Origin of the sequence: Pseudoalteromonas sp. PB2-1, assembly GCF_045040605.1 — a bacterium.
GTDB lineage: Bacteria > Pseudomonadota > Gammaproteobacteria > Enterobacterales > Alteromonadaceae > Pseudoalteromonas > Pseudoalteromonas arabiensis.
The window spans coordinates 2,947,883-2,971,901 of record NZ_CP090667.1 but is presented as its reverse complement, the minus strand read 5'-3'; the positions used below and the strand labels follow the sequence as shown (position 1 = coordinate 2,971,901).

The window sequence follows — 24,019 nt, the reverse complement described above, 5'->3', positions numbered from 1 at the left end:
TATAACGGCTTATTTTATCTATCATTCATTTTGCTCAGGACAGTAGATGCATATTCATATTCTTGGAATTTGTGGCACCTTTATGGGTGGTATCGCCGCAATCGCTAAATCGTTAGGTCATACAGTTACAGGCTCTGATCAAAATGTGTACCCGCCGATGAGCACACAATTAGAAGAGCTGGGTATTACTCTAACTCAAGGTTATGACGTTGCACAACTTGAGCCAACCCCTGATATGGTGGTGATTGGTAATGCCATGAGCCGTGGCAATCCCTGTGTTGAATATGTGCTTGATAAAGGCTTGCCTTATACCTCAGGCCCAGAATGGTTAAAACATAATTTATTGCAGAATTCGTGGGTTTTAGCTGTTGCGGGTACGCATGGCAAAACAACCACAGCGAGTATGCTGGCATGGCTATTAGAGTATGCCGGTATGAAACCTGGGTTTTTAATTGGTGGCATAGTGCAAAATTTTGGTGTGTCTGCACGTGTTGGCGAAACCCCATTTTTTGTAATTGAAGCCGACGAATACGATACCGCTTTTTTTGATAAACGCAGTAAGTTTGTACATTACTTACCACGCACTTTGATTCTAAATAATCTTGAATTTGATCATGCGGATATTTTTGAAGATTTAAATGCAATAAAGAAACAATTTCACCACCTGATGCGTACACTACCTTGTAGTGGCAAAGTCATTTGGCCAAGCCAAGATGAAGCACTACAAGAGGTGATTGAAAGAGGTCTTTGGAGCGAGAGCGAAACACTGTCGGGTGACTGGGATTACCGTTTACTTAAAGCTGATGGCAGTGAATTTGAAGTGTTATTAGCTGGGGAAGTGCAGGGCGTTGTGTCATGGCAAGCGATGGGCGAGCACAATGTTAAAAATGCTATTATGGCCATTGCAGCCGCTCGTCATGTAGGGATTGCTGTGTCAGTGAGCATTGCTGGTTTAGCAGAGTTTATTTCTCCTAAGCGCCGCATGGAGCTAAAAGCCGATGTGAATGGTATTAAAGTGTATGATGATTTTGCACATCACCCAACGGCAATTAAAACAACTCTTGCAGGTTTACGTGCAAAAGTGGGCGATGAGAAGATTATTGCCATTTTAGAGCCGCGTTCAAACACCATGAAAATGGGTGTGCATCAACAAACCTTGATTGATTCTCTAAAAGCTGCCGATGACGTGTATTTATTTGAACCTGAAAACTTAAGCTGGTCATTAAAAGAATACGCAGATAAAGCAGGTATGCATTGTATGCCAAGCACTGAGGAAATCATTGCCGCAGTTGCTGAAGGAAGTGCGCCGTCACAACATATTTTAATAATGAGTAATGGTGGCTTTGAAGGTATTCATCAGCGTTTAATCAGCACACTTGAACAAAACTAACCAGTATACGGAGCATAACTGTATGCAATTTAAAGATAAAATAACCTTAGCTTTTAGCGGTGCCTCAGGTGCCCCTTATGGCTTACGGTTACTAGAGGTATTACTTGAGCAGCAGTTTCAGGTGTATGTACTGATCTCAAGTGCGGCAAGAGTGGTGCTTGATACTGAATCGAATATAAAACTGTCGGGCAACGAAGATAAAGCAACTGAACAGCTCAGTACGCTCTTTAATGCCGCGCCAGAACAACTAAAAGTATTTGGTAAAGATAACTGGTTTAGTCCTGTTGCCTCTGGCTCAGCTGCGCCGAAGAAAATGGTGGTTTGCCCATGTAGTGCAGGCTCAGTGTCTGCCATTGCAGTTGGGGCATCAGATAACTTACTTGAGCGCGCCGCTGACGTGGTTATAAAAGAACGTGGGCAGCTGATTTTAGTCCCGCGTGAAACGCCATTTAGCGAGATTCATCTTGAAAACATGCTGAAACTAGCAAAGCTTGGCGTCACCATTATGCCTGCGGCACCTGGGTTTTATCACCAGCCTGAGCAGATTTCAGATCTGGTTGATTTTATGGTGGCGCGAATTTTAGATCATTTAAACATTGAACATACTTTGACGAAACGTTGGGGTTATGGAGAGGGCAAACAGTGAGCGAAAAAACGATCGCATTAAATATTGAAGGCCTGAAAAAGGTTTATAAAAATGGTGTTGAAGCTGTAAAAGGCATTGATTTACAAGTTCAGCAAGGCGACTTCTTTGCTTTGCTTGGCCCAAATGGGGCTGGTAAATCAACCACCATTGGTGTTATCTCATCGTTAGTGAACAAAAGCGCTGGTCGCGTAGAGGTATTTGGTCACGACATTGATACTCACCTAGAAGCCGCTAAATCTGAACTTGGTTTAGTGCCGCAAGAATTTAATTTCAGTCAGTTTGAAACGCTTAACCAAATTTTGGTTAACCAAGCGGGTTATTATGGTGTACCCAGAAAGCTGGCGCATGAACGTGCAGAAAAGTATTTAAAGCAGCTCGGTTTATTTGAAAAAAAAGATAAGCAAGCGCGCACCCTTTCAGGTGGTATGAAACGCCGTTTAATGATTGCTCGTGCGCTGATGCATGAACCTAAATTACTTATTTTAGATGAGCCAACTGCAGGTGTGGATATTGAGCTACGCCGCTCAATGTGGGATTTTCTTCGTGAGATAAATAAACAAGGTGTCACCATTATCTTGACCACGCACTACCTCGAAGAAGCAGAGCTGCTATGTAAAAACATCGCGATTATCGACAGCGGCGTGATTGTTGAAAACACCACTATTAAAGCGTTACTTGCCAAGCTTGATAAAGAAACCTTTGTACTTGATTTAAAGCAGCCTGTGCAGCCAATTAGCATTGAAGGCTACAACTATATACAGACTGATGACCATACTTTAGAAGTTGAAGTGGCAAAGTCTCAGGGCTTAAATCACGTATTTAGTGCACTAACCGAGCAAGGTAACACAGTACTTAGTATGCGAAATAAAGCAAACCGTTTAGAAGAGCTGTTTGTTGGATTATTAGAACAGGGGCGAGGCGAATAATGTTTAAATATGGTGTAGCGCTAAAAAGTATTTGGATCAAAGAGTGTATTCGCTTTTTACGTATTTGGGTGCAAACATTAGTACCGCCTGCAATCACGATGAGCCTGTATTTTGTGATTTTTGGTAACCTGATTGGTTCTCGTATCGGTGATATGGGCGGCTTTAGTTATATGGAGTTTATTGTACCGGGCCTGATTATGATGTCGGTGATCACCAACTCTTACTCGAATGTGGCCTCAAGCTTCTATTCAACTAAATTCCAAAAAAGCATAGAAGAGCTATTAGTTGCGCCAGTGCCAAATTACATTATTGTACTCGGCTACATGGGCGGTGGTATGACGCGTGGTATGTTAGTTGGTTTGATTGTTACCTGTGTATCTTTGTTGTTTGTTGATATTCAAATTCACAATATTTTTGTGATTATGGCAACGGTTATACTAACCTCGGCTGTGTTTGCGTTAGGCGGACTTATTAACGCAATTTATGCTAATAGCTTTGATGATATTAGTATTATCCCAACCTTCATTTTAACGCCGCTGACTTATCTTGGTGGGGTGTTTTACTCTATCACTTTATTGCCAGAATTTTGGCAAGGCGTATCGCAAGTAAACCCAATTATTTATATGGTAAATGCATTTCGGTATGGTTTCTTAGGTGTGTCTGATGTCGACTTATCGGTGGCATTTGGTGTACTTGGTTTATTTATTGTGGGTTTATTTACGTTAGCATTAACCCTAATCAAACGTGGTGTGGGGCTTAGACACTAATGACGGATGCAAATTCGAGAAGTATTGTATCGAATCAACCTAGCTTACATGAAAAGCTGGATGAAATTGTTTTAAAACACCTAAGTGCCGAATTTAAGAAGCCGATTGCAGAGCATACGCAAGCGGCTTTTGATCAGGTAAACGAAAAGGTGCAGACGTTTGCTGGGCCACTCATTCTTGATTCATGCTGTGGTGTAGGGGAAAGTACCGCTAACTTAGCAAAGCGTCACCCAGATGCGTTAGTGATTGGTATAGATAAATCATCTCATCGCTTGGATAAGCATGACATTGAGTACAAGCAAACCGATGCAGGACAGTACATTTTAGTGCAAGCTGATTTAAACGATTTTTGGCGTTTAGCGGTGGCTGCTAACTGGCAGCCCACGCACCATTACTTGTTGTATCCAAACCCTTGGCCAAAAGCCAAACACCTACAAAGGCGCTGGCACGGTGCTGCTATATTCCCATTTATTATTAAATTAGGTGGGCGTTTAGAGCTTAGAAGCAACTGGGACATTTACGTAAAGGAATTTGCTCGCTCGCTTGAGCTTGCAGGGCATAAGTGCGATGTTGAGTTGTATGAAAGCGATACCGCTATTACACCATTTGAGCGTAAATATTGGGCCAGTGGCCAACAGAGTCATCGCTTAGTAATAAACCTATAACACGCACTGTGTCTTTGCCATTATGACTGAGGCACATAAGGCGTGGGTGGCGCGAAGTGGTTTCCTTGCATTAATGTGATACCTGCTTTGGAAAGTGCTTCAGCCACTTGCTCGCTCTCGACTTGTTCGGCAACGACATCAAGGTTAAGTTGTTTGGCGTACTTCACTAAATGTTCAATAAACATATAGCTGTCATCATTGGTATGTGCTTGGCTAACTAAGCCGCGGTCTAGCTTTAGACCATCAACTTCAAGCTTTAAGATATTTGAGAGGTTTGAATATCCTGCACCAAATTCGTTAATCATAACCTGCGCACCTTTATTTTTAAGTAAGCTAATAAATGCTTTTACTTCACTAAAGTAGGCAATTGCTTCTGTTTCATGAAACTCAAAAATAATATTGTTGGGTTGTGGGTAGCGTCTTAACTGCTGTTCTAAAAACTCACTTAAGCTGGGGTCCAGAATATCTTGCGCTGTAATATTAATGCTCCAGCTAATTGAGGTTTTTCGAAATTGCTCAATACAGCGAGTAAACATGGTACGTGTTAGTAATCCGTCCATTCGAGAGCGTTTCAAAACAGTTAGAAAGTAATCTGGTGTATAGATGCGCCCTTGTGCTGATGCCATTCTTGCTAAGCTTTCGTAATGAGTTACCTGCTTTGTTTGCGTATCATAAATGGGTTGGAAATAGGGAACGATACGATTGTTATCAAACGCTTCTTTTACTTTTTTAGCCAGCTTTACATTGTATCTAAACTGTTCTTCTACTTGTTTAAAGACATTCTCGTAACGAATAATACGTTGATTGTTTAACTTTGCTTGTTGAAGAGCAATATGTGCGTTTTCAATCAGCATTAGCTTATTACCAGAGGCAATGCCTGCATGCAAACTAACATAAATAAACGGCTCGTTAAGTACAGGGATTGATTGATTAAAGGCGTTAATAGTGTCATCAAAGTCTTGCTCTGCACCGCGTGTATGTAACAGTGCTATTTTATTGGTAGCAAGACGAAATACCAGCGCATCGTTGGGTAGGCGAGACTGAAAATAGTTCAATAAACTGGCCATTACCTTGTCGCTTACTTCTGTGCCATAAAAGCTACTAATATCCTCAACTTCATTAATTGTAATGACTGCAAGCTCCATGCGGTGCTTGGTGCTTTTTTTAAGGTAATATTCCAGCGCTACGTGGTTAGCAAAGCCTGTACGCGCATCCGTAGAAAGAGAGCGTTTAAGTTGTAAAAAGTAAAGCCCTGCAATTAAGGAGGCAATAAAAAAGAAGAAGCACCCTGTAATAGTCGCGCGTGTTACGCTTAGTTGTAACTGTTGGTTGAGGTCAGTAATTGTTATATCGGCACCAGTAAGATAGGTATGGCCATTCTCATCGATGAAAGTAACAAAAATGCTTTTAAAGTGTCCCCATTGATCTTTTGACACTTCGAAAACAGGCTCTGTAGAAAAAAAAGCGTCTTTATTTATTTTGGTTGCTTCGGTGTAGGGATCCATAAACTGCGTGATACGGCCGCCGTTTTGATCCTTTTGGGTATAACTCGATGCGCTAAAAAAAACGGTATCGTCCCGAAGTACCATAGAATACACATACGCTAAGTCCATTTGCTTGGCGTATTCTGAGAGGGCTCTCATTTTTTGCTTATAAACAGCCGAAGAGATTGGTATGCCAGCGTTGACTTGATTGTGGTAATCCTTACCTAAAATATGGTTAACACTCACAGCCGCATTGAGAAGCTTTGAATCAATGCCAGCCATTATCTCACTACGAGCGGTCTCATAGGTGTAGTAGATATAACCAAATAAGCTGATAAAAAAAGTGGCAAATCCATAAAGCAGCCAACCGGTCTTTTGCATTCCTTTGGACATAATTATTCCTTTATCAGTGGTGTGATGATTATACTTAAAAAATAACTGGCTGATAGTAGAAAATTAGCGCAAATTTCATTGATACATCATTTTTTTGTCACCGAATTCGTGGCTTTTTAGCTTTAAACGAGACATTTTTGTGATATTCCAGTAAAGTTAGCCAATTTCGTAGCAACAGTGCCGCTAAATTCAAACCTTATTGTTTCAGCATTAGGTGCATTTTAGCTGCTTATAATGGGTATTAAGATGGATCAAAAGCGTTGTGCCGTCGCCTCTAAAGAAAGTTTGATTCGTATTTTTACGGTGCCTGAAGCACCGGACTCAACCTTGAGTAGAATAGAATCAGAGATTTCAAGCAATCTTGCAGGATTCTTAAATGAGAATATTGCGGCAATTGAAAAGCCATTGCATGAGATTGAAAAAGATTTTCAGTCGGCAAATATCCCAGAAGAGCCCACTTTTGTCTCTGACTACGCGCAAGACATTATGGAGCAGTTAGTTGCACACTCAGTTCACACAGCTGCGCCAAGCTTTATTGGCCACATGACATCCGCTTTGCCACATTTTGTGTTACCGCTATCAAAATTGATGGTGGGTCTAAACCAAAACCTAGTAAAGATAGAAACGTCAAAAGCATTTACGCCACTAGAACGACAAGTTTTAGGGATGATGCACCATTTAGCCTATGGTGAAGAGGATGCGTTTTATAACAAGTGGATGCATAGTGCAAAAACATCGCTAGGGGCATTTTGTTCTGGGGGAACCGTTGCCAACATTACCGCCTTATGGATTGCTCGCAACCGTTTATTAAAAGCCGATGGTGACTATAAAGGCATTGCAGCACAAGGTTTAATTGCTGGCATGCTGCACTATGGCTATAAAGGACTTGCTGTACTCGTTTCAGAGCGAGGCCACTATTCGCTTGGTAAAACGGTTGATTTACTTGGCATCGGACGCGATAACATTGTTGCTATTAAAACAGGTGAAAACAACAAGGTTGATGTTCAAGCCATGCGTGAAAAAGCCCATGAACTTGAAGCATCTGGCATTAAAGTTATGGCGCTAGTTGGGGTAGCTGGAACGACTGAAACCGGCAGTATAGACCCACTTAACGAAATGGCCGATTTAAGCGAAGAGCTTGGCTGTCACTTTCACGTTGATGCAGCATGGGGCGGGGCAACTTTATTATCTAAAAATTACCGTCATTTATTAAGTGGCATCGAACGCGCTGATTCAATCACCATTGATGCCCATAAGCAAATGTATGTGCCAATGGGCGCAGGCCTTGTGTTATTTAAAGACCCTGCTGCCACAGATGCAATAGAGCATCATGCGGAATATATTCTTCGTAAAGGCTCTAAAGATTTAGGCAGTCATACTTTAGAGGGCAGTCGCCCAGGTATGGCAATGTTAGTGCATGCTTGCTTACGTGTTATTGGCCGTAAAGGCTACGAAATGTTGATTGACCGTAGTATCGTGAAAGCTCGTACTTTCGCCGACATGATTAAGCAGGATGAAGATTTTGAATTAATCTCAGAGCCTGAGCTTTGCCTATTAACCTATCGCTACGTACCAAAAGAAATCCAAGCTAAGCTTAAAGATGCTGACGAAGAAACGAAGTTAGATATTTACGCTTCGTTGAATCGTTTTACCGCAAGTATGCAAAAGCGTCAGCGTGAAGCAGGACGCTCTTTTGTATCGCGTACACGTTTAACACCTGCAAAATATGACCATCAACCAACGGTTGTGTTTAGGGTTGTATTGGCTAATCCATTAACCTCTAAAACAATTCTCAAAGATATTTTAGCAGAGCAAAAAGCCCTAGCGAAAACCGACCCTGTCTTTAAAAAGTACTTAAGTAAATATATGGATTAGTGAGTGAATTAGAAAAGGGAGCATCAAGCTCCCTTTTTACTCATTACGAAAGCAACTTGCTTTAATCATTTTGCTGATGATTTCTTGTGAAGGTTTGACTTTTTCCATCGCTAAAAACTCATCGGGCTGGTGGGCTTGATTTATTGAACCAGGCCCCATGACAATTGTTTCACAGCCAAGCTGTTGAATAAACGGTGCTTCAGTGCAGTAATTTACAGCAACGGCAGGCTGGCCTGATACTTGTTCGGCAAGTTTAACAAGCGCAGTATCTGTATTGCCACTAAATGCTGGAATAGGCTCGTGTAAGTCAATAACACTCACCGCATTAGGGTAGTGTGCATTAATCTCTTCAGCAGCAGTTAGCAAAATTGCTTGCAGTTCTTGCACACTTAAACCTGGTAAAGGTCGCATATCAATGTGCATTTCACAGCAGCCGCAAATACGGTTTGCGTTATCGCCACCATGAATATGGCCAAGGTTTAAAGTTGGGTACGGGATTTGAAAATGTTCAATTGAATATTTATTCTTTAATTCTTCTTTAATGATTAACAATTTTGCAATCATTTTATGCATCACTTCAATGGCGTTTAAACCACGTTCTGGATCTGAACTATGGCCTGAGCGACCAATCACACGAATCGCAGTGCTCATGTGGCCTTTGTGAGTGAACACTGGGGTCATATCTGTTGGTTCACCTATAATACAGCGTGCTGGTTTTAAATTAGGATGACGACAAATTTGTTGCGCCCCTGCCATTGTGGTTTCTTCATCAGCGGTGGCAAGAATTAGTAATGGCTCTGTTTGCTTGGATTCATCGAGTTCACTGATTGCTTGCAATACAAAGGCAAAAAATCCTTTCATATCAATACTGCCTAAGCCATAAAGTTTGTTGTCATGCTCACTGAGTTGAAAAGGGTTATAGTTCCAGCGGCTATCATCAAAAGGTACCGTGTCGGTATGACCTGCAAGCATTAAACCGCCATCACCCTCACCACGTTTCGCTAATAAGTTATAACGGCCTTTACCGTTTTCGAGCTCTGTTATTTCACATGTGAAACCAAGGCTTTCGCACCAAGTAGCGAGCAAGGTGATCACCTCTTTATTGCTCATGCACAGAGAGTCTTCAATCGAACTGATTGAGGGGGCAGCAATTAGCTGCTGATACATAGATAAAAAAGAGGGGAATGACATAAAAAATCCAAAAATAATTATTCAATCTAATTGCATAACAATATAAAAGTATTTATGATGAATATCAATTCACTTTTTAAGCATAAATATATTTTAAAACGGCACTATGAACACAAAACGACGATAACCTGATTTCATTACTTTAGACAGTGTTTTTATTCGCAATTAGGCGAGTAATTTTAGGCGTATCGATAAATAGATTTAATAGGTAAAAGTAAGCAATGAAAGTAGTGATTATTGGCGCAAGTGGTTATAGCGGCGCAGAGCTAGCAAGTTTAGTTGCAAAGCATCCAAAACTGACTCTACAAGCGTGTTATGTGTCTGAAGGGAGCTTAGATAAAGATAAATTATTAAGCGATTTATACCCCGAGCACTTAGGCTTGTTAGCGTACCCGCTGCAACCGCTAACAGCTGAGGCTTTTCAGGAAATAAATAACACTGCTGATTATGTGTGTCTATGTACTGATCACAAAGTGAGTGTTGATCTTGCGCCACAATTTTTAGCCATGGGCAAAAAAGTTTTCGATTTATCGGGCGGCTTCCGTTTAGCTGGGAATGAGGATTACCTAACTTATTATGGTTTCGCGCATGAACATCCTGAGCTTTTAGAGCAAGCGGCTTATGGTTTGGCTGAATGGAATAGCGATGCGATTAGTAAAGCAAACCTTGTTGCTGTAGCAGGGTGTTACCCAACAGCGGCACTTAATTCTTTAAAGCCACTTAAAGAAGCGGGTTTATTAGCTGAGCAAACCATCATTGTTAATGCTGTCTCTGGCGTAACCGGTGCGGGTAGGAAGGCCAGTGTGAATACGCACTTTTGCGAAGTGTCACTTGCTCCTTATGGCTTGTTTAACCACAGACACACACCTGAGATTGAGCAGTACCTTGGTCACCCTGTGTTATTTACCCCACATTTAGGTAATTTTCCTCGCGGAATTTTAGAAACTATTTATGTGCAATTAAAACCAGGTGTGACAGCAGAGCAAGTGAGCGCGGCATATCAAGTGCTAGCGAATGAGCCGTTAATTCGTTTACTCGGCAATAAAATTCCAAGCATCAAAGGCGTGGCTAAACAACCATTTGTTGATATTGCATGGCAACAAAAAGGTGAGCAACTGATTGTTATGTCGGCCATTGATAACTTATTAAAAGGGGCCGCAGGGCAAGCATTGCAATGTATTAATTTAGCGATGGGACTTCCTCATCATACCGGGTTAGTAGGAGCGTTATGATGAAAACATGGGTAATTAAAATAGGCGGTGCAGTATTAAATACAGCTGATGCCGCAAAAGCTTTATTTGACGTCCTTGTAGCACAGCAACAGGCCAACTTTGTGATTGTTCATGGTGGTGGTGCATTAGTTGATGCGTGGCTTAAAGACGCAGGGTTTGCCAGTGCGAAGCACCAAGGTTTACGTATCAGTCCAAAAGAACAAATGCCTTATATTGTTGGGGCACTGGCTGGCTGTGCGAATAAACAGCTAATGAGTCAAGCAATTGTTTCAGGGCATAAGCCTGTGGGGATGAGCCTCTATGAAGCGGGCGTTGTGGTTAAGCAAAAATTAAAAGCACTTGGGCAAGTTGGACAATGCGCTGATGGCACCGACAGTGTTTTACCAAGTTTAATTGCGCAAGGCCGCTTACCCTTAGTGAGCTCTATTGGCTTTGGCGAAGATGGGCTTTGGTACAACGTTAATGCCGATGAAGCAGCAGCAGCGATTGCAAAAGAACTTGATGCAGAACTTATTTTTATGACTGATGTAGAAGCGGTGCTTGATGCAAACAAACAACCGCTACATCAACTTAATACGCAGCAAATAGATGCATTAATTCTTGAAGGAGTTATTCAGGGCGGGATGGAGGTCAAAGTTAAGACCAGCCTTCTTGCTGCCCAACATTTACGACGTGGTGTGTATATCTCAAGCTGGCTAAAGCCAGAAAACTTAGTCGCCTTATTACAAGGCGAGCACGTAGGAACGAAAATTACACCATAGGTATTACATGTTTACTCACTTTTTATCTGGTCTTGAGTTAGACCAAAAAGGCGCGCTTAAACTACTCGATTTAGCGCAAAAAATTAAAGCAAACCCAGTCGATTTTAGCCAAGCTTTAGCGGGCAAGTCAGTGGTTACCTTATTCGAAAAACCAAGCTTACGTACCCGTTTATCATTTGATATTGGTATTAATAAATTGGGTGGTCATGCTGTTTATTTAGATTCACAAAATGGCGCAATGGGTGCGCGTGAGTCAGTAAAAGATTTTGCTTTAAATATTTCAACTTGGGCTGATGGCATTGTTGCTCGCGTATTTGCACATAAAACATTAACCACCCTTGCTGAGTTTTCGTCAGTCCCTGTGGTAAATAGTCTGTGCGATTTATACCACCCATGCCAAGCACTCGCTGACTTTTTAACGCTACAAGAAGTGCATGGTGATGTCAGTAAACTAAAGCTTGCATACTTAGGTGAAGGTAACAACGTCACACACTCTCTAATGCTATTAGCTGCTACTTTAGGGACTGATTTTGTCGCTGTGTGCCCGAAAGGAAGCTCGCCAGATTCGCAAATTCTTAAGCAAGCAGAGCAAATTGCAGCGATGAATGGAGCGTCTGTCATGGTTAGCGACAGAATTGAAGCGGCAGTGGGTGCAAATGCAGTCTATGCTGATACGTGGGTATCGATGGGCGATAAAACACCGCTTGAGCAGGTGAAAGCTAAATATATGCCGTACCAGTTAAATCAAGCACTACTTGAGCAAACTGGTGCGCAAACTGTGTTGCATTGCCAGCCGGCTCATCGTGAGTTTGAAATTACCTCTGAGGTAATGGATGGCCCAGCATCAAAAATTATTCAACAAGCAGAGAACCGTATGCACGCGCAAAACGCACTGCTTGTCACATTATTAAATCCAAATTTTGTTTAAGGAACACCAATGAGTTCAATCAAAAAAGTCGTATTAGCCTATTCTGGTGGTCTAGATACATCGGCAATCGTGCCATGGTTAAAAGAAAACTACGGCTGTGAAGTTATCGCATTTGTTGCTGATGTAGGTCAAGGCGCTGAAGAGCTAGAAGGCGTAGAAGAAAAAGCAATCGCTTCAGGCGCATCTGAATGTTATGTGGTTGACTTAAAAGACGAAATGGTCAGTGACTATATTTACCCAACCTTAAAAACGGGTTCTATTTACGAAGGTACTTATTTACTCGGTACGTCTATGGCGCGCCCAATCATTGCAAAAGCCCAAGTAGAGATTGCCCGTAAAGTAGGTGCTGATGCGCTTTCACATGGTTGTACAGGTAAAGGTAACGATCAGGTGCGTTTTGAGTCATGTTTCGCAGCCCTTGCGCCAGATCTTAAAGTAATCGCACCATGGCGTGAGTGGGATTTATCGAGCCGTGAATCACTACTTGATTACTTGGCTGAGCGTGATATTCCGTGTTCAGCGTCTGCTACAAAAATTTATAGCCGTGATGCTAATGCGTGGCATATTTCACACGAAGGTGGTGAGCTTGAAGATCCATGGTGCCAACCAAGTGAGCAAGTATGGACTTGGACTAACTCGCCAGAGCAAGCACCAAACGAACCTGAATATGTGACATTAAATGTTGTCGAAGGTGAAGTGGTTGCGGTAAATGGTGAGACGCTTAAACCTTATGACTGTTTAGTTAAATTAAATGACATTGCTGCGCCACACGGTGTGGGTCGTGTTGATATCGTCGAAAACCGTTTAGTCGGTATGAAGTCGCGTGGCTGTTATGAAACACCAGGGGGCACAGTGATCATGGCCGCATTACAAGCGGTTGATGAACTCGTGCTCGATAAATCAAGCCGTAAATGGAAAGAAGTACTGGGTGGTGAGTTTTCACACCTTGTCTACGACGGTCGTTGGTTTACACCATTGAAAGATTCGATTCTAGCTGGGGCTGAATCTCTGTCTAAACTCGCAACCGGTGAAGTGGTGCTTAAGCTTTATAAAGGTCAAGTCACTGCGGTACAGAAAAAATCACCGAATAGCTTATACAGTGAAGATTTCGCAACCTTCGGCGAAGATGATGTATATGACCAATCACATGCAGAAGGCTTCATTCGTTTATTCTCGCTATCTAGCAGAATCTCAGCACTAACGAAAAAGTAATTTAATTATTGCCTTGCAAAGCGGGGCAATCGCCGAGTTTGGAGGCAGTTCAATGGCATTATGGGGCGGACGTTTTTCTACGGGGCCAGATGAAGCGTTTAAGCAATTTAACGATTCACTTCCTTTTGATTATCAACTTGCAGAGCAAGACATTATTGGTTCGGTTGCTTGGGCGGGAGCGCTTAAGCAAGTTAATGTGTTAAATCAGCAAGAATATGATGACCTCGTTGCAGCACTGAATAAGCTGTTAGATGAAGTTAAAGCAAACCCACAAGCAGTGGCTGGAGCAGGGCATGAAGACATTCATTCTTATGTTGAGTCAGCACTGATTGATAAAGTGGGCGATCTTGCTAAAAAGCTTCATACGGGTCGTAGTCGTAATGACCAAGTAGCGACAGATTTCCGTTTATGGTGTCGTGATACTGCCGAGCATATTCTTGAAGCCATTGCAGAGCTTAAAGGTGAGTTTATTGCCTTAGCTGAGCGTGAGTTAGGCACTATTCTACCGGGTTACACACACTTACAGCGTGCACAACCTGTATTATTTAGCCATTGGTGTATGGCCTATGTTGAAATGCTTGAGCGTGATGAAAGCCGTTTAACCGATGCCAAAAATCGTATGAATTATTGTCCACTCGGTAGCGGTGCTTTAGCGGGTACGGCGTACCCAATAGATAGGCAAACTCTTGCCGAAGGGTTAGGTTTTACCGCAGCAACACGTAACAGTTTAGATGCTGTATCTGACCGTGACTTTGTGGTTGAGCTATTAAGCTGCGCGTCAATTTCAATGATTCATTTATCGCGTATGGCCGAAGACCTGATTTTTTATAACTCAGGCGAAGCGGGCTTTATAGAGCTGTCTGATGGGGTAACATCAGGCTCATCATTAATGCCGCAAAAGAAAAACCCAGATGCACTTGAGTTAATCCGTGGTAAAACGGGCCGTGTATTTGGTGCATTTAGCGCCATGATGATGACACTTAAAGCACTGCCGCTTGCTTATAATAAAGATATGCAAGAGGACAAAGAAGGCTTATTTGATGCGATGCCAACGTGGCTTGCGTGTATTCATATGGCGCAAGCGTGCATCAAAGGTATTAAAGTTAATGCAGATAAAACCCTTGCTGCTGCAAAAGGCGGTCACTCAAATGCGACTGAGCTTGCTGACTATTTAGTGGCTAAAGGCATCCCCTTTAGAGAAGGGCACCACATTGTTGGTACCTTAGTGCAAATGGCTATTTCTAAAGGGAATAACTTAGAAGATTTAAGTTTAGAACAATTTAAATCTGTACATAGCATTTTCGAGTCAGATGTCTATCCTGTATTAGAAATAGACGCATGTATAAAAGCACGTCAGGCATTAGGTGGTACCTCTGTTGAGCAAGTCTCTAATGCAATTGAATATGCAAAAAAAAACGGCAAATAAAAGTACGCGATGCAAATTTAAATGACGTTGAGAGCATTGCTCAGCTAATTCAATACTGGGCAATGAATGGGGAAAACCTACCTCGCGCTAAAAGTGACATGATTCATTCAATTAATGAATTTGTAGTCACGGAGGTTGCAGACCAGGTTGCTGGCTGCGCCTCATTGTATATTTACGATACAGGACTTGCAGAGATCCGATCTTTAGGGATTGATCCAAAGATGAGTATCAAAGGCCAAGGCAAACAATTAGTTGAGCACTTATTAGTTAAAGCCAAAAAGTTGGCGCTTAGCCGTGTCATTGTATTAACGCGTGTGCCTGATTTTTTTAAAAAACAAGGCTTCAGCTATTGCAGCAAAGATAGCTTACCGGAAAAAGTCATGAAAGATTGTGAGCTTTGCCTTCGCAAAGACAATTGCGATGAAGTCGCAATGGAATTTATTTTAAGGCCTCGTGAGAATGCGGTGATCCCGTGTAAAAACGTAGCTTAATTTCCCTGGATAGTAAAAACGTACGGTTACCCCTGTGCGTTTTTTTATGCCTGAAATTTGCTGAGTTGATCAAAAAGATCTGTTTAAGCGAAAAGTTGGATCGTTAGTTGCTTAGTTTGATATGTAGCAAAAATGCTGCAAAAATGTACAAAAAGCGTCAATAAAACGAGAGCGCTGAGTACGTTTGTGATTCGTCACACGTTAACTACAATTTAAACTTAAAGGATTTAAATCATGCAAATTTCAAATAATAGTCAGCTGCAGATGCAAGCTTATAACCAAATGCAGCAAACTAAGCCTGCATTAGAACAAACTACTAGTAATAAAACCTTACAATCTGATACAGTAACTCTATCTAGTCAAGCACTGTCTTTATCTGGCAGCAATGAACTACAACGTGGTGGTGGTGGTCTTGTTTTCCCTGATAAGAAAGAGACATAAATTTTGGAAATAGTAAGTTAGATGTATTTTGATTTAAGCTCGCTCGGTTTACATTTCGACACAATTATAGTTTTAGGAATGCTAATGGCGTTCTTACTTAATTTGTTTTTTTATGTAAGCGAGCTTAACCGAAATAAATCATTAGTAGTTACTTCCTTTTTTATGGCTGTATCTTATTTTAGTAGTAACCACTTTATTAACCTAGAAAACTCCAACACTAACTTGTATATAGAGTGGTTTATTTACGATGTAGTCACACTCATACTTATTCTCTTTTCACATTACTTCTTAAAACACACATCTGTAGCTGCAAAATATATTTATGCTGGTTTAGTTATAAATAGTGTCCTCTATGGATTGATACACATTGATCTAATTGTTCTCTGGAATAGGGAAGTCTGGTGGTTTTGGACATTTTATTCAATTGGTGTGAATGTTGTTGATTTCCTAATGATTGTTGCCTTGATTACCAATAAAGACTTCTTGTTTATTGGTAAGTGCAGAAAATATTTTTCTAAAAAGACAAAGAAAAATAAGCTTAGCTACCGATAAAATACCTAGTACAGATAAAGCTTATCTTCAAGTTCCTCCAAAATTAATAATAATGGTTGTAGTCAATTTAACTTATGAACTTTAGTAATTTAATATTAAATTTTCAGCAAACATTTGGTTCATACTTAGCAACTTTTATTATGTGGGGCTTTTTGATGACTTTTTTATTTAACATGGTAAGCAAGTCATCAATAGTATGCAGAGATAAAACATTAATGTGGATCTCTCTGACAATATTTTTATCATATTTGCTCACTGATCCTTTAATTACAATGGCATTTGAAATTGAATCTTTACGGTATGCCTCTGTATTTATGTTGTGGTTTTGTCTAGATTTAGCCTGTCTAGCAATAATTTGGTTAATCACTAGAAATAGCTCAATTAGTGATTTTCCAGCAAAGCTATATGTTACGGTAGGATTATTAACAAATAGCTTTTTATTTTTATGCCTTTATATTGATGTTAGTGTTAACGGAAATGAAGAACGGTGGTGGTTATGGGATCTCTACACTGTTACTGTTAACGTAATGGACATTATGATGTTAGTAGCATTACTAACTAACAAAGATTTTTTAAAGCTTGGAGCACTTGTTAGTCATATTAAAGCTAAAGCCTGCTAGAGGTTTATTGTATGCTTGAATATCTCCAAGAATACTTAGGTGTGTATCTTGCCACTTTTATCATGTGGGGCTTTTTGATGGCCTTTTTGTACAACATGGTAAAAAAGTCTTCATCGGTAGGGGGTGGAGATAAAACAGTGATGTGGATAGCATTGGCAATGTTTTTATCTTATATGGTAAGTGATCCACTCCTTAACGTTACTTTAGGCTACAACATCCTCAATACGACACTTGCATATTTAATTTGGGCTGCGTCAGACTTAATTATGTTGTCTTTCATTTGGTTTGTTACCCGTAAAAAAAACCTAAATGAGGTCCCTGCAAAGTTATATATTTTTACAGGGCTCTCGGTGAATATTTTATTGTTTCTGGCAATGTATTACGACACCAACTATGCCCACTTTACTGGTCATTGGTGGTTTTGGGATGTGTACACCGTGACAGTTAATACGATGGATATAATGATGATAATTGCGCTGCTATGTAACAAAGACTTTCTAGGACTTGTAAAGTTGTATAGATGGGGTCGGGGTCAAGCAAAGCTTACTTGACCCGTGATAGCGGTTTAAAAACGAAATTCCCAGCTTGTTCTTAAGCCAGTATTTGTGTCAGAGTCATTGCCTATTTCACCCCTTGATACAAGTCCGGTTACTTTCCAAAGACCACTAAATAAAGATTGTTGATAACCAAGTTCTAATTGTAATTGCGTCATATCTGCAGGTGTTTCTTCCGCTTCACTGTCAATCCAACGTAGCTTTGCATGACCTCCATAACCATCTAGAGTATGGTAATAAGCACCTAACACAGCCGATTTACTTTGCTTAGGCACAGAGCTGCCAATAAGTCTTTGTTTTTGTGTGTAGCTACCCGAGCCGTATACACAATCAGCTGTAAGGCTGCATTGTTGCTCTGTATTTGAGTATTCAAAATAGGTTTTCAGTAAACTGTCATTTGAACCAAAGTAGCTTTCAATACCCACAGTATAAAAAGGATCACTTGGTGCAAGGCCACTTTCATTACGCCCCATTACATCAGCATAAAATGCAACAGGTTGCTGTGCTATGGATGTTGAGTATTTAACATCAATACTTGTTAGGCGATGGGTCGATGTTTGGCTTTCGAGTGTAACTGAATCGATATATTCATCAGTAAGATAATCAGAACTTGCCGTATTTACTGCAATTTCAAGCCCTTTTAATGGTGTACTTGCAAACCTTAAAGCCCAATAATCGCCTTCTTCACTGCTATTTAAAAATGGTTTTTGTTTAGCGTAAATACCAGTTAACTGCCAATTACCAATAAATGATAACCAACTAGGGCCAACATATTGACTGTTTGCACGGGAAAAGCGCAGGCCTTTCATCGGAGCTGCGTTATTCGATAGTAACAAGGCGTTGTCGTTACTCGGGCCCCACCAATGACTTACTTGCTCTGCACTGATTGACCAGTTACCCATTAACACGGCTAGATAACTACCATGATAATTTGTGTATTTTCCGTCGAGTGACTCGTCAGCATAGTTCACACTTACTTTGGCACTTACTCGCTTACCGGTTATTGAACCATAGCTGTTAATACCACTTTTTTGCTGATCGCGTGTCGTAAAGCCCTGTTGTGTCTCGGGTTCACTATTGTAATTGAAGCGCACCCCAGAACTGTTTTTTCGTTTGGCGTTATTGAGAGCGTGCTTAACGTGCTGATACGCGAAAAAACTACGTTCCTGTAAATTATTAGGGTCGATAGCTGCTAAATCACCTGCAATACCTTGCCACATAAGCGGGTAACTATTGATAGGTTGTTTTATAATTCCTTGATTAAATAGCATCTCTATAGAAGCCCTTAACAAAGGGTCATCACTTTCTATCCATGGCTCAGCAAAGCTTGGTGCAGAGATCATTAGTAAAGCACTTAAGCTAATGAACTTTTTTAGTTTCATCCGTGTATTTTTTCCTGTAATGCGGTGGCGACAATAGGGTTAACAAATTCGCTCACATCACCATGATGACGGGCAACTTCTTTAACGAGCGTCGAGGAAATAAACGAGTTTTTTTCAGCGGGTGTTAAAAACACACTTTCTAAATCAGGGTTTAGGCGTCGGTTCATATTTGCTAGCTGAAACTCATAGTCGAAGTCAGATACAGCACGAATACCACGAATGAGTACTTCAGCCTTATGCTCACGGGCAAGGTCAGCTAATAAACCAGAAAAGCCGATCACGCTTACATTTTTAAGGTGGGCTAAAATTGTATTTGCTAACTCTACACGTTCTTCTAGTGTAAAACAGGGTTGTTTACTTGGATTATGAGCAATAGCCACAATGACTTTGTCGAACATTTTAGCTGCTCGATGGATGAGGTCTGTGTGCCCATTCGTTAGCGGGTCAAAGGTACCTGGGTAGATTGCAGTAACGTTCATATCTATCAGCTAGTTAAAAATTTGCTTGCTATAGTAACAGTGTTTTCACTCGTATGCAGCTTTGAAGTAAGAGCATCCTATTAGATTTTTTGGTTTTATATAAGGTACTAAGCCGATTGAAGTTAGAATTTTTCAAGGTAGTATTTTATTGCCACGCATTTGTTTATACTGCTTGGCTGAAAATGAACTTCAGATCGTAATAAATATAAAAATAGAGTAAGCAGCATATGAGCACAAAGGATAAAATCATACATACCAGCATTGAGCTATTTAATCTCCATGGAGAGCGTGCTATTACGACTAACCACATTGCTGCACACATGGGTATTAGCCCTGGCAATCTGTATTATCACTTTAAAAATAAAGAAGACATTATTCGTCACATTTTTGCTTTATACAGTGAACATCTCCATACGCACTTTAAGCCATTAAAACCAGAAGATAATGCGCTTGAAAACTTAGCAGGGTATTTAGACTCTTTGTTTGAACTGATGTGGCGATTTCAATTTTTTTACGATAATTTGGGTGATATTTTATCCCGTGATGAAGTATTAAAAAAAGACTATATCGAGTTTCAAGCTGCGCTGTTAGAGCAGGTAAAAGAGGTGTTATTTGCATTACGTTCAGGTGGTATTATTACTATTGATGACGCCGATGTAACAGAGCTTGCCCATATGCTTAAAATGACAGTGAGCTTTTGGACACCTTACATTAAAGCCCGTCGCTTGAGCGGCGAGCTTGCCAGAGAAGATATCTATAACGGTATCTTAAAAGTACTATTGCTATTAAAAGCACATTGTACAGAGCAACATTTGGAACAAGTAAACAACTTAAGAGCAAAGTACTTAGCACTTGCTGCCACTGAGCAAAGCGAACAATAATCCTACAAAGCAGTTTATTTCCTAGACGCTATAATTTTTGTTATAATCGCGCGCCCTTGAGGTTGGTATGCCTCGGGCCGTGTGAATCCCACTGTCTAAGAGTGAACTATGCTTAAATTTATCGTCAAATTACATCCTGAAATCGCTATTAAGAGTAAGTCTGTTCGTAAGCGTTTCACCAAGTTATTAGAAAATAACATTAAGATCGTTTTACGTCGCGTTGACGAAAAAGTGCAGGTTAGAAATAACTGGGACAATATCTCAGTGGTAAGCCTCCTAGACTCTGAGCAAGTTCGCTTAGATATCATTGATGGCTTAAAACGCATTCCTGGTATCGTACAGTTTATTGAAGTAACAGAAACAGGCTTCGACTCAATTGACGATATTTACCAAAAAGCACTTGAGCTAATTGGCCATACTATTGCAGGCAAAACATTCTGCGTGCGTTGTAAGCGTTCAGGTAAGCATGACTTTACATCGAGCGATGTAGAGCGCTACGTAGGTGGTGGTTTAAACCAGCATGTTGAAGGGGCGCGCGTTAAATTATCTCACCCTGAAGTAACAGTACGTTTAGAAGTGCGTGATGATAAAGCCTATATAGTTACTGAAACTCACTTAGGTATGGCGGGCTTCCCGCTGCCAACACAAGAAGATGTATTATCGCTTATGTCGGGCGGTTTTGACTCTGGTGTTGCCAGTTATCAAATGATCCGTAAGGGGGCGCGTACTCACTTCTTGTTCTTTAACTTAGGTGGTGCAGCCCACGAAATCGGTGTTAAGCAGGCGAGCTATTACATCTGGAAGCAATTTAGCTCTACTCATAAAGTTAAGTTCGTGACGGTTGATTTTGAACCTGTTGTTGCTGAAATCCTTGAAAACGTAGAAAACAGCCAAATGGGTGTGGTTCTAAAACGTATGATGATGCGTGCCGGTAGTCAAGTTGCAGAAAAACTAGGTGTGCAAGCACTCGTAACAGGTGAAAGTATTGGGCAGGTTTCAAGTCAAACACTTGCGAATTTGAGTGTCATTGACCGTGTGACTGAAACTTTAATCATTCGTCCGTTAATCCAACACGACAAGCAAGATATTATTAATATTGCGCGTCAAATTGGTACCGCCGAAATGGCAGAAAGCATGCCTGAATACTGTGGTGTGATCTCTAAAAAGCCAACGGTTAAAGCTAAAATCAAAACGATTCTTGCCGAAGAAGCTAAGTTTGATTTCGACGTGCTAAATACGGTCGTTGAAAATGCGCGTGTGATGGATATCCGGGATATCGACACCGAAGCAAAAGAAGAAGTGAAAGAGACTGAATCTGTATCTGACTTACCTGAGGGGGCGGTTGTTGTAGATATACGTTCACCTGAGGAAGAAGATGCCAATCCACTGGAGCTTGAAGGTATTGATGTTGTGCATTTACCTTTCTTCCGCTTAGCGACTAAATTTGGTGACTTACCAAAAGATAAAGAATATTACCTATATTGTGCGAAAGGGGTAATGAGCCAGTTGCAAGCGCTGATCCTGCACGAAGAAGGCTACAGTAACGTAAAAGTGTATCGCCCATAAGGGATACTGATAAAAGCGCGACACGTTCGCGCTTTTTTTATGGCTAGTGGAATGGCTTGTTTTGCGCAAAACACGTTTGACGCCTGCGCGCCGTTTACTTTTTCCCTCGAAGCGTGCTTACTTTTATGAAAACTCAGCTGATTTGGTTTTTATCAAACAGAGCATTGCTTGATTATGAGGGGTTTTTACACCCAGCTTTGCACCTTGCTCACATACATAACCACAGATAGCATCAATTTCAGACTCTCTATTATGGCTAATGTCTTGCTGCATAGATGAAAAGTTTTCAGCGGTTGCAGTCATCACACAATAGGCCTGATCCAGTGCCTCGTTGAGCTTTACTTTAATACCTTGTTTATTGGCCACAAGGCAGGCTTCGCTGAGCAAATTAATGATGCGTGTACTAAATTGCGGTGCACGTAACTGACCATTTTTAACGTTATGAATGGCTGTTAATGGGTTAATAGCAACATTCACTAACAGTTTTTGCCAGCGCAATGAGTGAATATCATCGCTTACAGAAAAGTGCGGTAGGCTGCTAAATAGGTGTTTAAGCTCATTGAGCTTTTCACTTGCCGCTATATTACATGCGCCCAGCACGCTTTCACCATTTCCAGTATGGTTTACACTATAAGGTGTTACTTTAAACCCAGCTAAACGCGTTGTTAAAAACGCTAATCCCTGAGTAGGTAACAGCTGGGCATTGATTTCATCGACATTACCCATGCCATTATGAGAAATAACGATCTGGCACTCTTTACTAAGGTAAGGTGTTATTTGCTTAAAAGCCGCTTGCACCTGAAATGCTTTAACAGTGATCACCACCAAGTCAAAGGGGGCTGACCCAGCAAGCTCTTGATGATTAATAAGGCGAGCTTTAATAGGGTGTGATTTACCATTACTCGTTTGATAGAAGCGGGTGGTCAGGGTTGGTTTTCGGGTAAGTAATGTGATGTCATGCTGCGTGGATAAAAAATAGCTAAATAATAAGCCAATTGCGCCATCACCAACAATGAGAGTCTTAGCCATTGCGCTGCTTATTACCTAAATGAAAACCAAGCTTTATAACAAAGTAGCTTACAGCACCAATAAAGTCAGCAACAAAATCACCAACAGAAGCTTGTCGGTAAGGCAGCATATCTTGCATAAATTCAATAGCAGCACCATAGCCTGCAAGTAGCAGAATTTGCACTACAAGAGGGAGTTTAAATGCTTTATCCATTACCATAGCGAGCACGAAGAAAATGCCAAAATGTGCGACTTTATCTATATGCGGAAAAAGGCTACCCACGCCTTTAATTTCTTTGGCGAATAAGAAAGTGAAGCCGATAATGCTTATTAAAAAAAGAACTTGGTAAACGCGCCTTGTCACGAAAAAATCCTAAAAGTCGTTTAAAAATGAACCCGCAGTATATCAAACATAATTATTATCGCACCTGAACGGCGTGCAGAAATATGTAAAGATTTATAAAATTGACGTTATAATCCTTGCCATATTAATTTTGAAAATTTGTTAGGAGAACCCCATGCCTTCATTTGATATTGTTTCTGAAGTAGAAATGAACGAAGCGCAAAATGCAGTAGACAACGCTAAGCGTGAGCTTGAGACGCGTTTTGATTTTCGTGGTGTTGATGCATCAATCGAATTAAGTGATAAAGTAATCAAGCTAAAAGCTGAAGCACCACAACAAGTTATGCAGCTTTTTGATATTCTCGCTGCGAAAATTTCAAAGCGTGGTTTAGATGTATCTAGCCTTGAGCTTAAAGATGAGTCGCGCAGTGGTAAGTACGTTATGCGTGATGTTGCACTTAAGCAAGGTATTGAAAAAGACGTAGCGAAGAAAATCGTTAAGTTAATCAAAGATTCAAAAATCAAAGTGCAAGCAGCCATTCAAGGTGAAGAATTACGTGTTACGGGTAAAAAGCGTGATGATTTACAAGAAGCGATGCAAGTTGTGCGTACTGCTGATTTAGGTCAGCCATTTCAATTTAAGAACTTCCGCGATTAATTCGCTGTTTGCACTATATACATAATCTAGTGCATGAAAAATGAATTAAATTTCACTAAAAAGCCAAGCGGTCTATTCGTTTGGCTTTTTTGTTGATAAAAAAGCCTTTAGCAGTATAGCCGTCCATTGACTTTTATCCCTAAAATCA

At 40.8% G+C, this 24,019-nt stretch carries 23 protein-coding genes and 1 pseudogene; 18 read left to right on the top strand and 6 right to left on the bottom strand.

Annotated features, from left to right (window positions below; all coding sequences use genetic code 11):
* Positions 1-46 precede the first annotated feature (46 nt).
* Genes mpl through L0Z67_RS13820 form a run of 5 tightly spaced genes read left to right on the top strand, consistent with a single transcriptional unit; the run spans position 47 to position 4,394 of the window.
* Entirely contained in the window at positions 47-1,390 is a 1,344-nt protein-coding gene (gene mpl / locus L0Z67_RS13840; RefSeq protein ID WP_405128144.1) for a UDP-N-acetylmuramate:L-alanyl-gamma-D-glutamyl-meso-diaminopimelate ligase, read from the top strand.
* A 22-nt stretch (positions 1,391-1,412) separates the two neighbouring features.
* Positions 1,413-2,036, top strand: coding sequence for a flavin prenyltransferase UbiX (locus L0Z67_RS13835; protein ID WP_062568736.1), 624 nt, complete (start codon positions 1,413-1,415; stop codon positions 2,034-2,036).
* Complete coding sequence (locus L0Z67_RS13830) at positions 2,033-2,962, top strand: ABC transporter ATP-binding protein (protein ID WP_405128143.1); 930 nt, start codon at positions 2,033-2,035, stop codon at positions 2,960-2,962. The genes L0Z67_RS13835 and L0Z67_RS13830 overlap by 4 nt, the downstream gene beginning before the upstream one ends.
* Complete coding sequence (locus tag L0Z67_RS13825; RefSeq protein ID WP_036970898.1) at positions 2,962-3,729, top strand: ABC transporter permease; 768 nt, start codon at positions 2,962-2,964, stop codon at positions 3,727-3,729. The genes L0Z67_RS13830 and L0Z67_RS13825 overlap by 1 nt, the downstream gene beginning before the upstream one ends.
* Positions 3,729-4,394, top strand: a complete 666-nt coding sequence (locus L0Z67_RS13820) for a tRNA (guanosine(46)-N(7))-methyltransferase TrmB (RefSeq protein ID WP_062568738.1) — start codon at positions 3,729-3,731, stop codon at positions 4,392-4,394. Before L0Z67_RS13825 ends, L0Z67_RS13820 begins: the two co-directional genes overlap by 1 nt.
* Positions 4,395-4,414: 20 nt before the next feature.
* On the opposite strand, the gene L0Z67_RS13815 is transcribed toward L0Z67_RS13820, so the two are convergent.
* Positions 4,415-6,271: a GGDEF domain-containing protein gene (locus tag L0Z67_RS13815; protein WP_237114422.1), complete on the bottom strand. Its 1,857-nt coding sequence runs from the start codon at positions 6,269-6,271 to the stop codon at positions 4,415-4,417.
* A 246-nt stretch (positions 6,272-6,517) separates the two neighbouring features.
* Between L0Z67_RS13815 and panP the strand changes: the two genes are divergently transcribed.
* A complete protein-coding gene (gene panP, locus L0Z67_RS13810) occupies positions 6,518-8,146 on the top strand; it encodes a pyridoxal-dependent aspartate 1-decarboxylase PanP (RefSeq protein WP_130149495.1) in 1,629 nt (542 codons plus the stop codon).
* Positions 8,147-8,182: 36 nt separating this feature from the next.
* Here the strand turns inward: panP and argE are convergent, their stop codons facing one another.
* Positions 8,183-9,337, bottom strand: a complete 1,155-nt coding sequence (gene argE / locus L0Z67_RS13805; RefSeq protein ID WP_405128142.1) for an acetylornithine deacetylase — start codon at positions 9,335-9,337, stop codon at positions 8,183-8,185.
* Between the two features lie 221 nt (positions 9,338-9,558).
* Here argE and argC point away from each other — a divergent pair, with 221 nt between their 5' ends.
* From argC to L0Z67_RS13760, 9 genes and pseudogenes are all read left to right on the top strand, one after another.
* Positions 9,559-10,569, top strand: a complete 1,011-nt coding sequence (argC, locus tag L0Z67_RS13800) for an N-acetyl-gamma-glutamyl-phosphate reductase (RefSeq protein WP_062568741.1) — start codon at positions 9,559-9,561, stop codon at positions 10,567-10,569.
* The gene (gene argB, locus L0Z67_RS13795; RefSeq protein ID WP_405128733.1) at positions 10,569-11,330 is read left to right on the top strand and encodes an acetylglutamate kinase; all 762 of its coding nucleotides are present in this window, start codon (positions 10,569-10,571) and stop codon (positions 11,328-11,330) included. Before argC ends, argB begins: the two co-directional genes overlap by 1 nt.
* Positions 11,331-11,337: 7 nt before the next feature.
* Complete coding sequence (locus tag L0Z67_RS13790) at positions 11,338-12,258, top strand: ornithine carbamoyltransferase (RefSeq protein WP_062568743.1); 921 nt, start codon at positions 11,338-11,340, stop codon at positions 12,256-12,258.
* 9 nt (positions 12,259-12,267) lie between these two features.
* A complete protein-coding gene (locus L0Z67_RS13785; RefSeq protein ID WP_193987777.1) occupies positions 12,268-13,470 on the top strand; it encodes an argininosuccinate synthase in 1,203 nt (400 codons plus the stop codon).
* A 52-nt stretch (positions 13,471-13,522) separates the two neighbouring features.
* Positions 13,523-15,387, top strand: a pseudogene (gene argH, locus L0Z67_RS13780) (argininosuccinate lyase).
* A gap of 234 nt (positions 15,388-15,621) precedes the next feature.
* Positions 15,622-15,828, top strand: coding sequence for a hypothetical protein (locus tag L0Z67_RS13775; protein ID WP_371354495.1), 207 nt, complete (start codon positions 15,622-15,624; stop codon positions 15,826-15,828).
* 84 nt (positions 15,829-15,912) lie between these two features.
* A complete protein-coding gene (locus L0Z67_RS13770) occupies positions 15,913-16,380 on the top strand; it encodes a hypothetical protein (protein WP_405128141.1) in 468 nt (155 codons plus the stop codon).
* Positions 16,381-16,454: 74 nt separating this feature from the next.
* A complete protein-coding gene (locus L0Z67_RS13765; RefSeq protein WP_405128140.1) occupies positions 16,455-17,000 on the top strand; it encodes a hypothetical protein in 546 nt (181 codons plus the stop codon).
* Positions 17,001-17,011: 11 nt separating this feature from the next.
* A complete protein-coding gene (locus L0Z67_RS13760; RefSeq protein WP_237114416.1) occupies positions 17,012-17,551 on the top strand; it encodes a hypothetical protein in 540 nt (179 codons plus the stop codon).
* Between the two features lie 14 nt (positions 17,552-17,565).
* Here the strand turns inward: L0Z67_RS13760 and L0Z67_RS13755 are convergent, their stop codons facing one another.
* Together L0Z67_RS13755 and coaD are read right to left on the bottom strand one after the other, a co-directional pair.
* Positions 17,566-18,936, bottom strand: a complete 1,371-nt coding sequence (locus L0Z67_RS13755; protein ID WP_405128139.1) for a capsule assembly Wzi family protein — start codon at positions 18,934-18,936, stop codon at positions 17,566-17,568.
* The gene (gene coaD, locus L0Z67_RS13750; RefSeq protein ID WP_062568751.1) at positions 18,933-19,415 is read right to left on the bottom strand and encodes a pantetheine-phosphate adenylyltransferase; all 483 of its coding nucleotides are present in this window, start codon (positions 19,413-19,415) and stop codon (positions 18,933-18,935) included. Before coaD ends, L0Z67_RS13755 begins: the two co-directional genes overlap by 4 nt.
* Before the next feature lie 227 nt (positions 19,416-19,642).
* Here coaD and L0Z67_RS13745 point away from each other — a divergent pair, with 227 nt between their 5' ends.
* Positions 19,643-20,296, top strand: coding sequence for a TetR/AcrR family transcriptional regulator (locus tag L0Z67_RS13745; RefSeq protein WP_062568752.1), 654 nt, complete (start codon positions 19,643-19,645; stop codon positions 20,294-20,296).
* A 108-nt stretch (positions 20,297-20,404) separates the two neighbouring features.
* On the top strand, positions 20,405-21,862 hold the full coding sequence (thiI, locus tag L0Z67_RS13740; RefSeq protein WP_405128138.1) for a tRNA uracil 4-sulfurtransferase ThiI: 1,458 nt from the start codon (positions 20,405-20,407) through the stop codon (positions 21,860-21,862).
* Between the two features lie 123 nt (positions 21,863-21,985).
* Here thiI and L0Z67_RS13735 read toward each other — a convergent pair whose 3' ends face one another.
* Both L0Z67_RS13735 and L0Z67_RS13730 read right to left on the bottom strand, forming a co-directional pair.
* Positions 21,986-22,891, bottom strand: coding sequence for a ketopantoate reductase family protein (locus L0Z67_RS13735; RefSeq protein ID WP_405128137.1), 906 nt, complete (start codon positions 22,889-22,891; stop codon positions 21,986-21,988).
* Positions 22,884-23,234: a VanZ family protein gene (locus tag L0Z67_RS13730; RefSeq protein ID WP_130149507.1), complete on the bottom strand. Its 351-nt coding sequence runs from the start codon at positions 23,232-23,234 to the stop codon at positions 22,884-22,886. The genes L0Z67_RS13735 and L0Z67_RS13730 overlap by 8 nt, the downstream gene beginning before the upstream one ends.
* 154 nt (positions 23,235-23,388) lie before the next feature.
* Here L0Z67_RS13730 and L0Z67_RS13725 point away from each other — a divergent pair, with 154 nt between their 5' ends.
* A complete protein-coding gene (locus L0Z67_RS13725; RefSeq protein WP_054551104.1) occupies positions 23,389-23,871 on the top strand; it encodes a YajQ family cyclic di-GMP-binding protein in 483 nt (160 codons plus the stop codon).
* Positions 23,872-24,019 lie beyond the last annotated feature (148 nt).

Excerpts from the sequence above, each read along its gene's own strand:
- L0Z67_RS13725 (WP_054551104.1), top strand. The coding sequence starts at position 23,389 with ATGCCTTCATTTGATATTGTTTCTGAAGTAGAAATGAACGAAGCGCAA.
- panP (WP_130149495.1), top strand. The coding sequence starts at position 6,518 with ATGGATCAAAAGCGTTGTGCCGTCGCCTCTAAAGAAAGTTTGATTCGT.
- argE (WP_405128142.1), bottom strand. The coding sequence starts at position 9,337 with ATGTCATTCCCCTCTTTTTTATCTATGTATCAGCAGCTAATTGCTGCC.
- mpl (WP_405128144.1), top strand. The coding sequence starts at position 47 with ATGCATATTCATATTCTTGGAATTTGTGGCACCTTTATGGGTGGTATC.
- L0Z67_RS13760 (WP_237114416.1), top strand. The coding sequence starts at position 17,012 with ATGCTTGAATATCTCCAAGAATACTTAGGTGTGTATCTTGCCACTTTT.
- coaD (WP_062568751.1), bottom strand. The coding sequence starts at position 19,415 with ATGAACGTTACTGCAATCTACCCAGGTACCTTTGACCCGCTAACGAAT.
- L0Z67_RS13820 (WP_062568738.1), top strand. The coding sequence starts at position 3,729 with ATGACGGATGCAAATTCGAGAAGTATTGTATCGAATCAACCTAGCTTA.
- L0Z67_RS13770 (WP_405128141.1), top strand. The coding sequence starts at position 15,913 with ATGGCGTTCTTACTTAATTTGTTTTTTTATGTAAGCGAGCTTAACCGA.
- L0Z67_RS13775 (WP_371354495.1), top strand. The coding sequence starts at position 15,622 with ATGCAAATTTCAAATAATAGTCAGCTGCAGATGCAAGCTTATAACCAA.
- L0Z67_RS13735 (WP_405128137.1), bottom strand. The coding sequence starts at position 22,891 with ATGGCTAAGACTCTCATTGTTGGTGATGGCGCAATTGGCTTATTATTT.
- L0Z67_RS13790 (WP_062568743.1), top strand. The coding sequence starts at position 11,338 with ATGTTTACTCACTTTTTATCTGGTCTTGAGTTAGACCAAAAAGGCGCG.
- L0Z67_RS13825 (WP_036970898.1), top strand. The coding sequence starts at position 2,962 with ATGTTTAAATATGGTGTAGCGCTAAAAAGTATTTGGATCAAAGAGTGT.
- L0Z67_RS13815 (WP_237114422.1), bottom strand. The coding sequence starts at position 6,271 with ATGTCCAAAGGAATGCAAAAGACCGGTTGGCTGCTTTATGGATTTGCC.
- argB (WP_405128733.1), top strand. The coding sequence starts at position 10,569 with ATGAAAACATGGGTAATTAAAATAGGCGGTGCAGTATTAAATACAGCT.
- L0Z67_RS13785 (WP_193987777.1), top strand. The coding sequence starts at position 12,268 with ATGAGTTCAATCAAAAAAGTCGTATTAGCCTATTCTGGTGGTCTAGAT.
- L0Z67_RS13755 (WP_405128139.1), bottom strand. The coding sequence starts at position 18,936 with ATGAAACTAAAAAAGTTCATTAGCTTAAGTGCTTTACTAATGATCTCT.
- L0Z67_RS13765 (WP_405128140.1), top strand. The coding sequence starts at position 16,455 with ATGAACTTTAGTAATTTAATATTAAATTTTCAGCAAACATTTGGTTCA.
- thiI (WP_405128138.1), top strand. The coding sequence starts at position 20,405 with ATGCTTAAATTTATCGTCAAATTACATCCTGAAATCGCTATTAAGAGT.
- L0Z67_RS13835 (WP_062568736.1), top strand. The coding sequence starts at position 1,413 with ATGCAATTTAAAGATAAAATAACCTTAGCTTTTAGCGGTGCCTCAGGT.
- L0Z67_RS13745 (WP_062568752.1), top strand. The coding sequence starts at position 19,643 with ATGAGCACAAAGGATAAAATCATACATACCAGCATTGAGCTATTTAAT.
- argC (WP_062568741.1), top strand. The coding sequence starts at position 9,559 with ATGAAAGTAGTGATTATTGGCGCAAGTGGTTATAGCGGCGCAGAGCTA.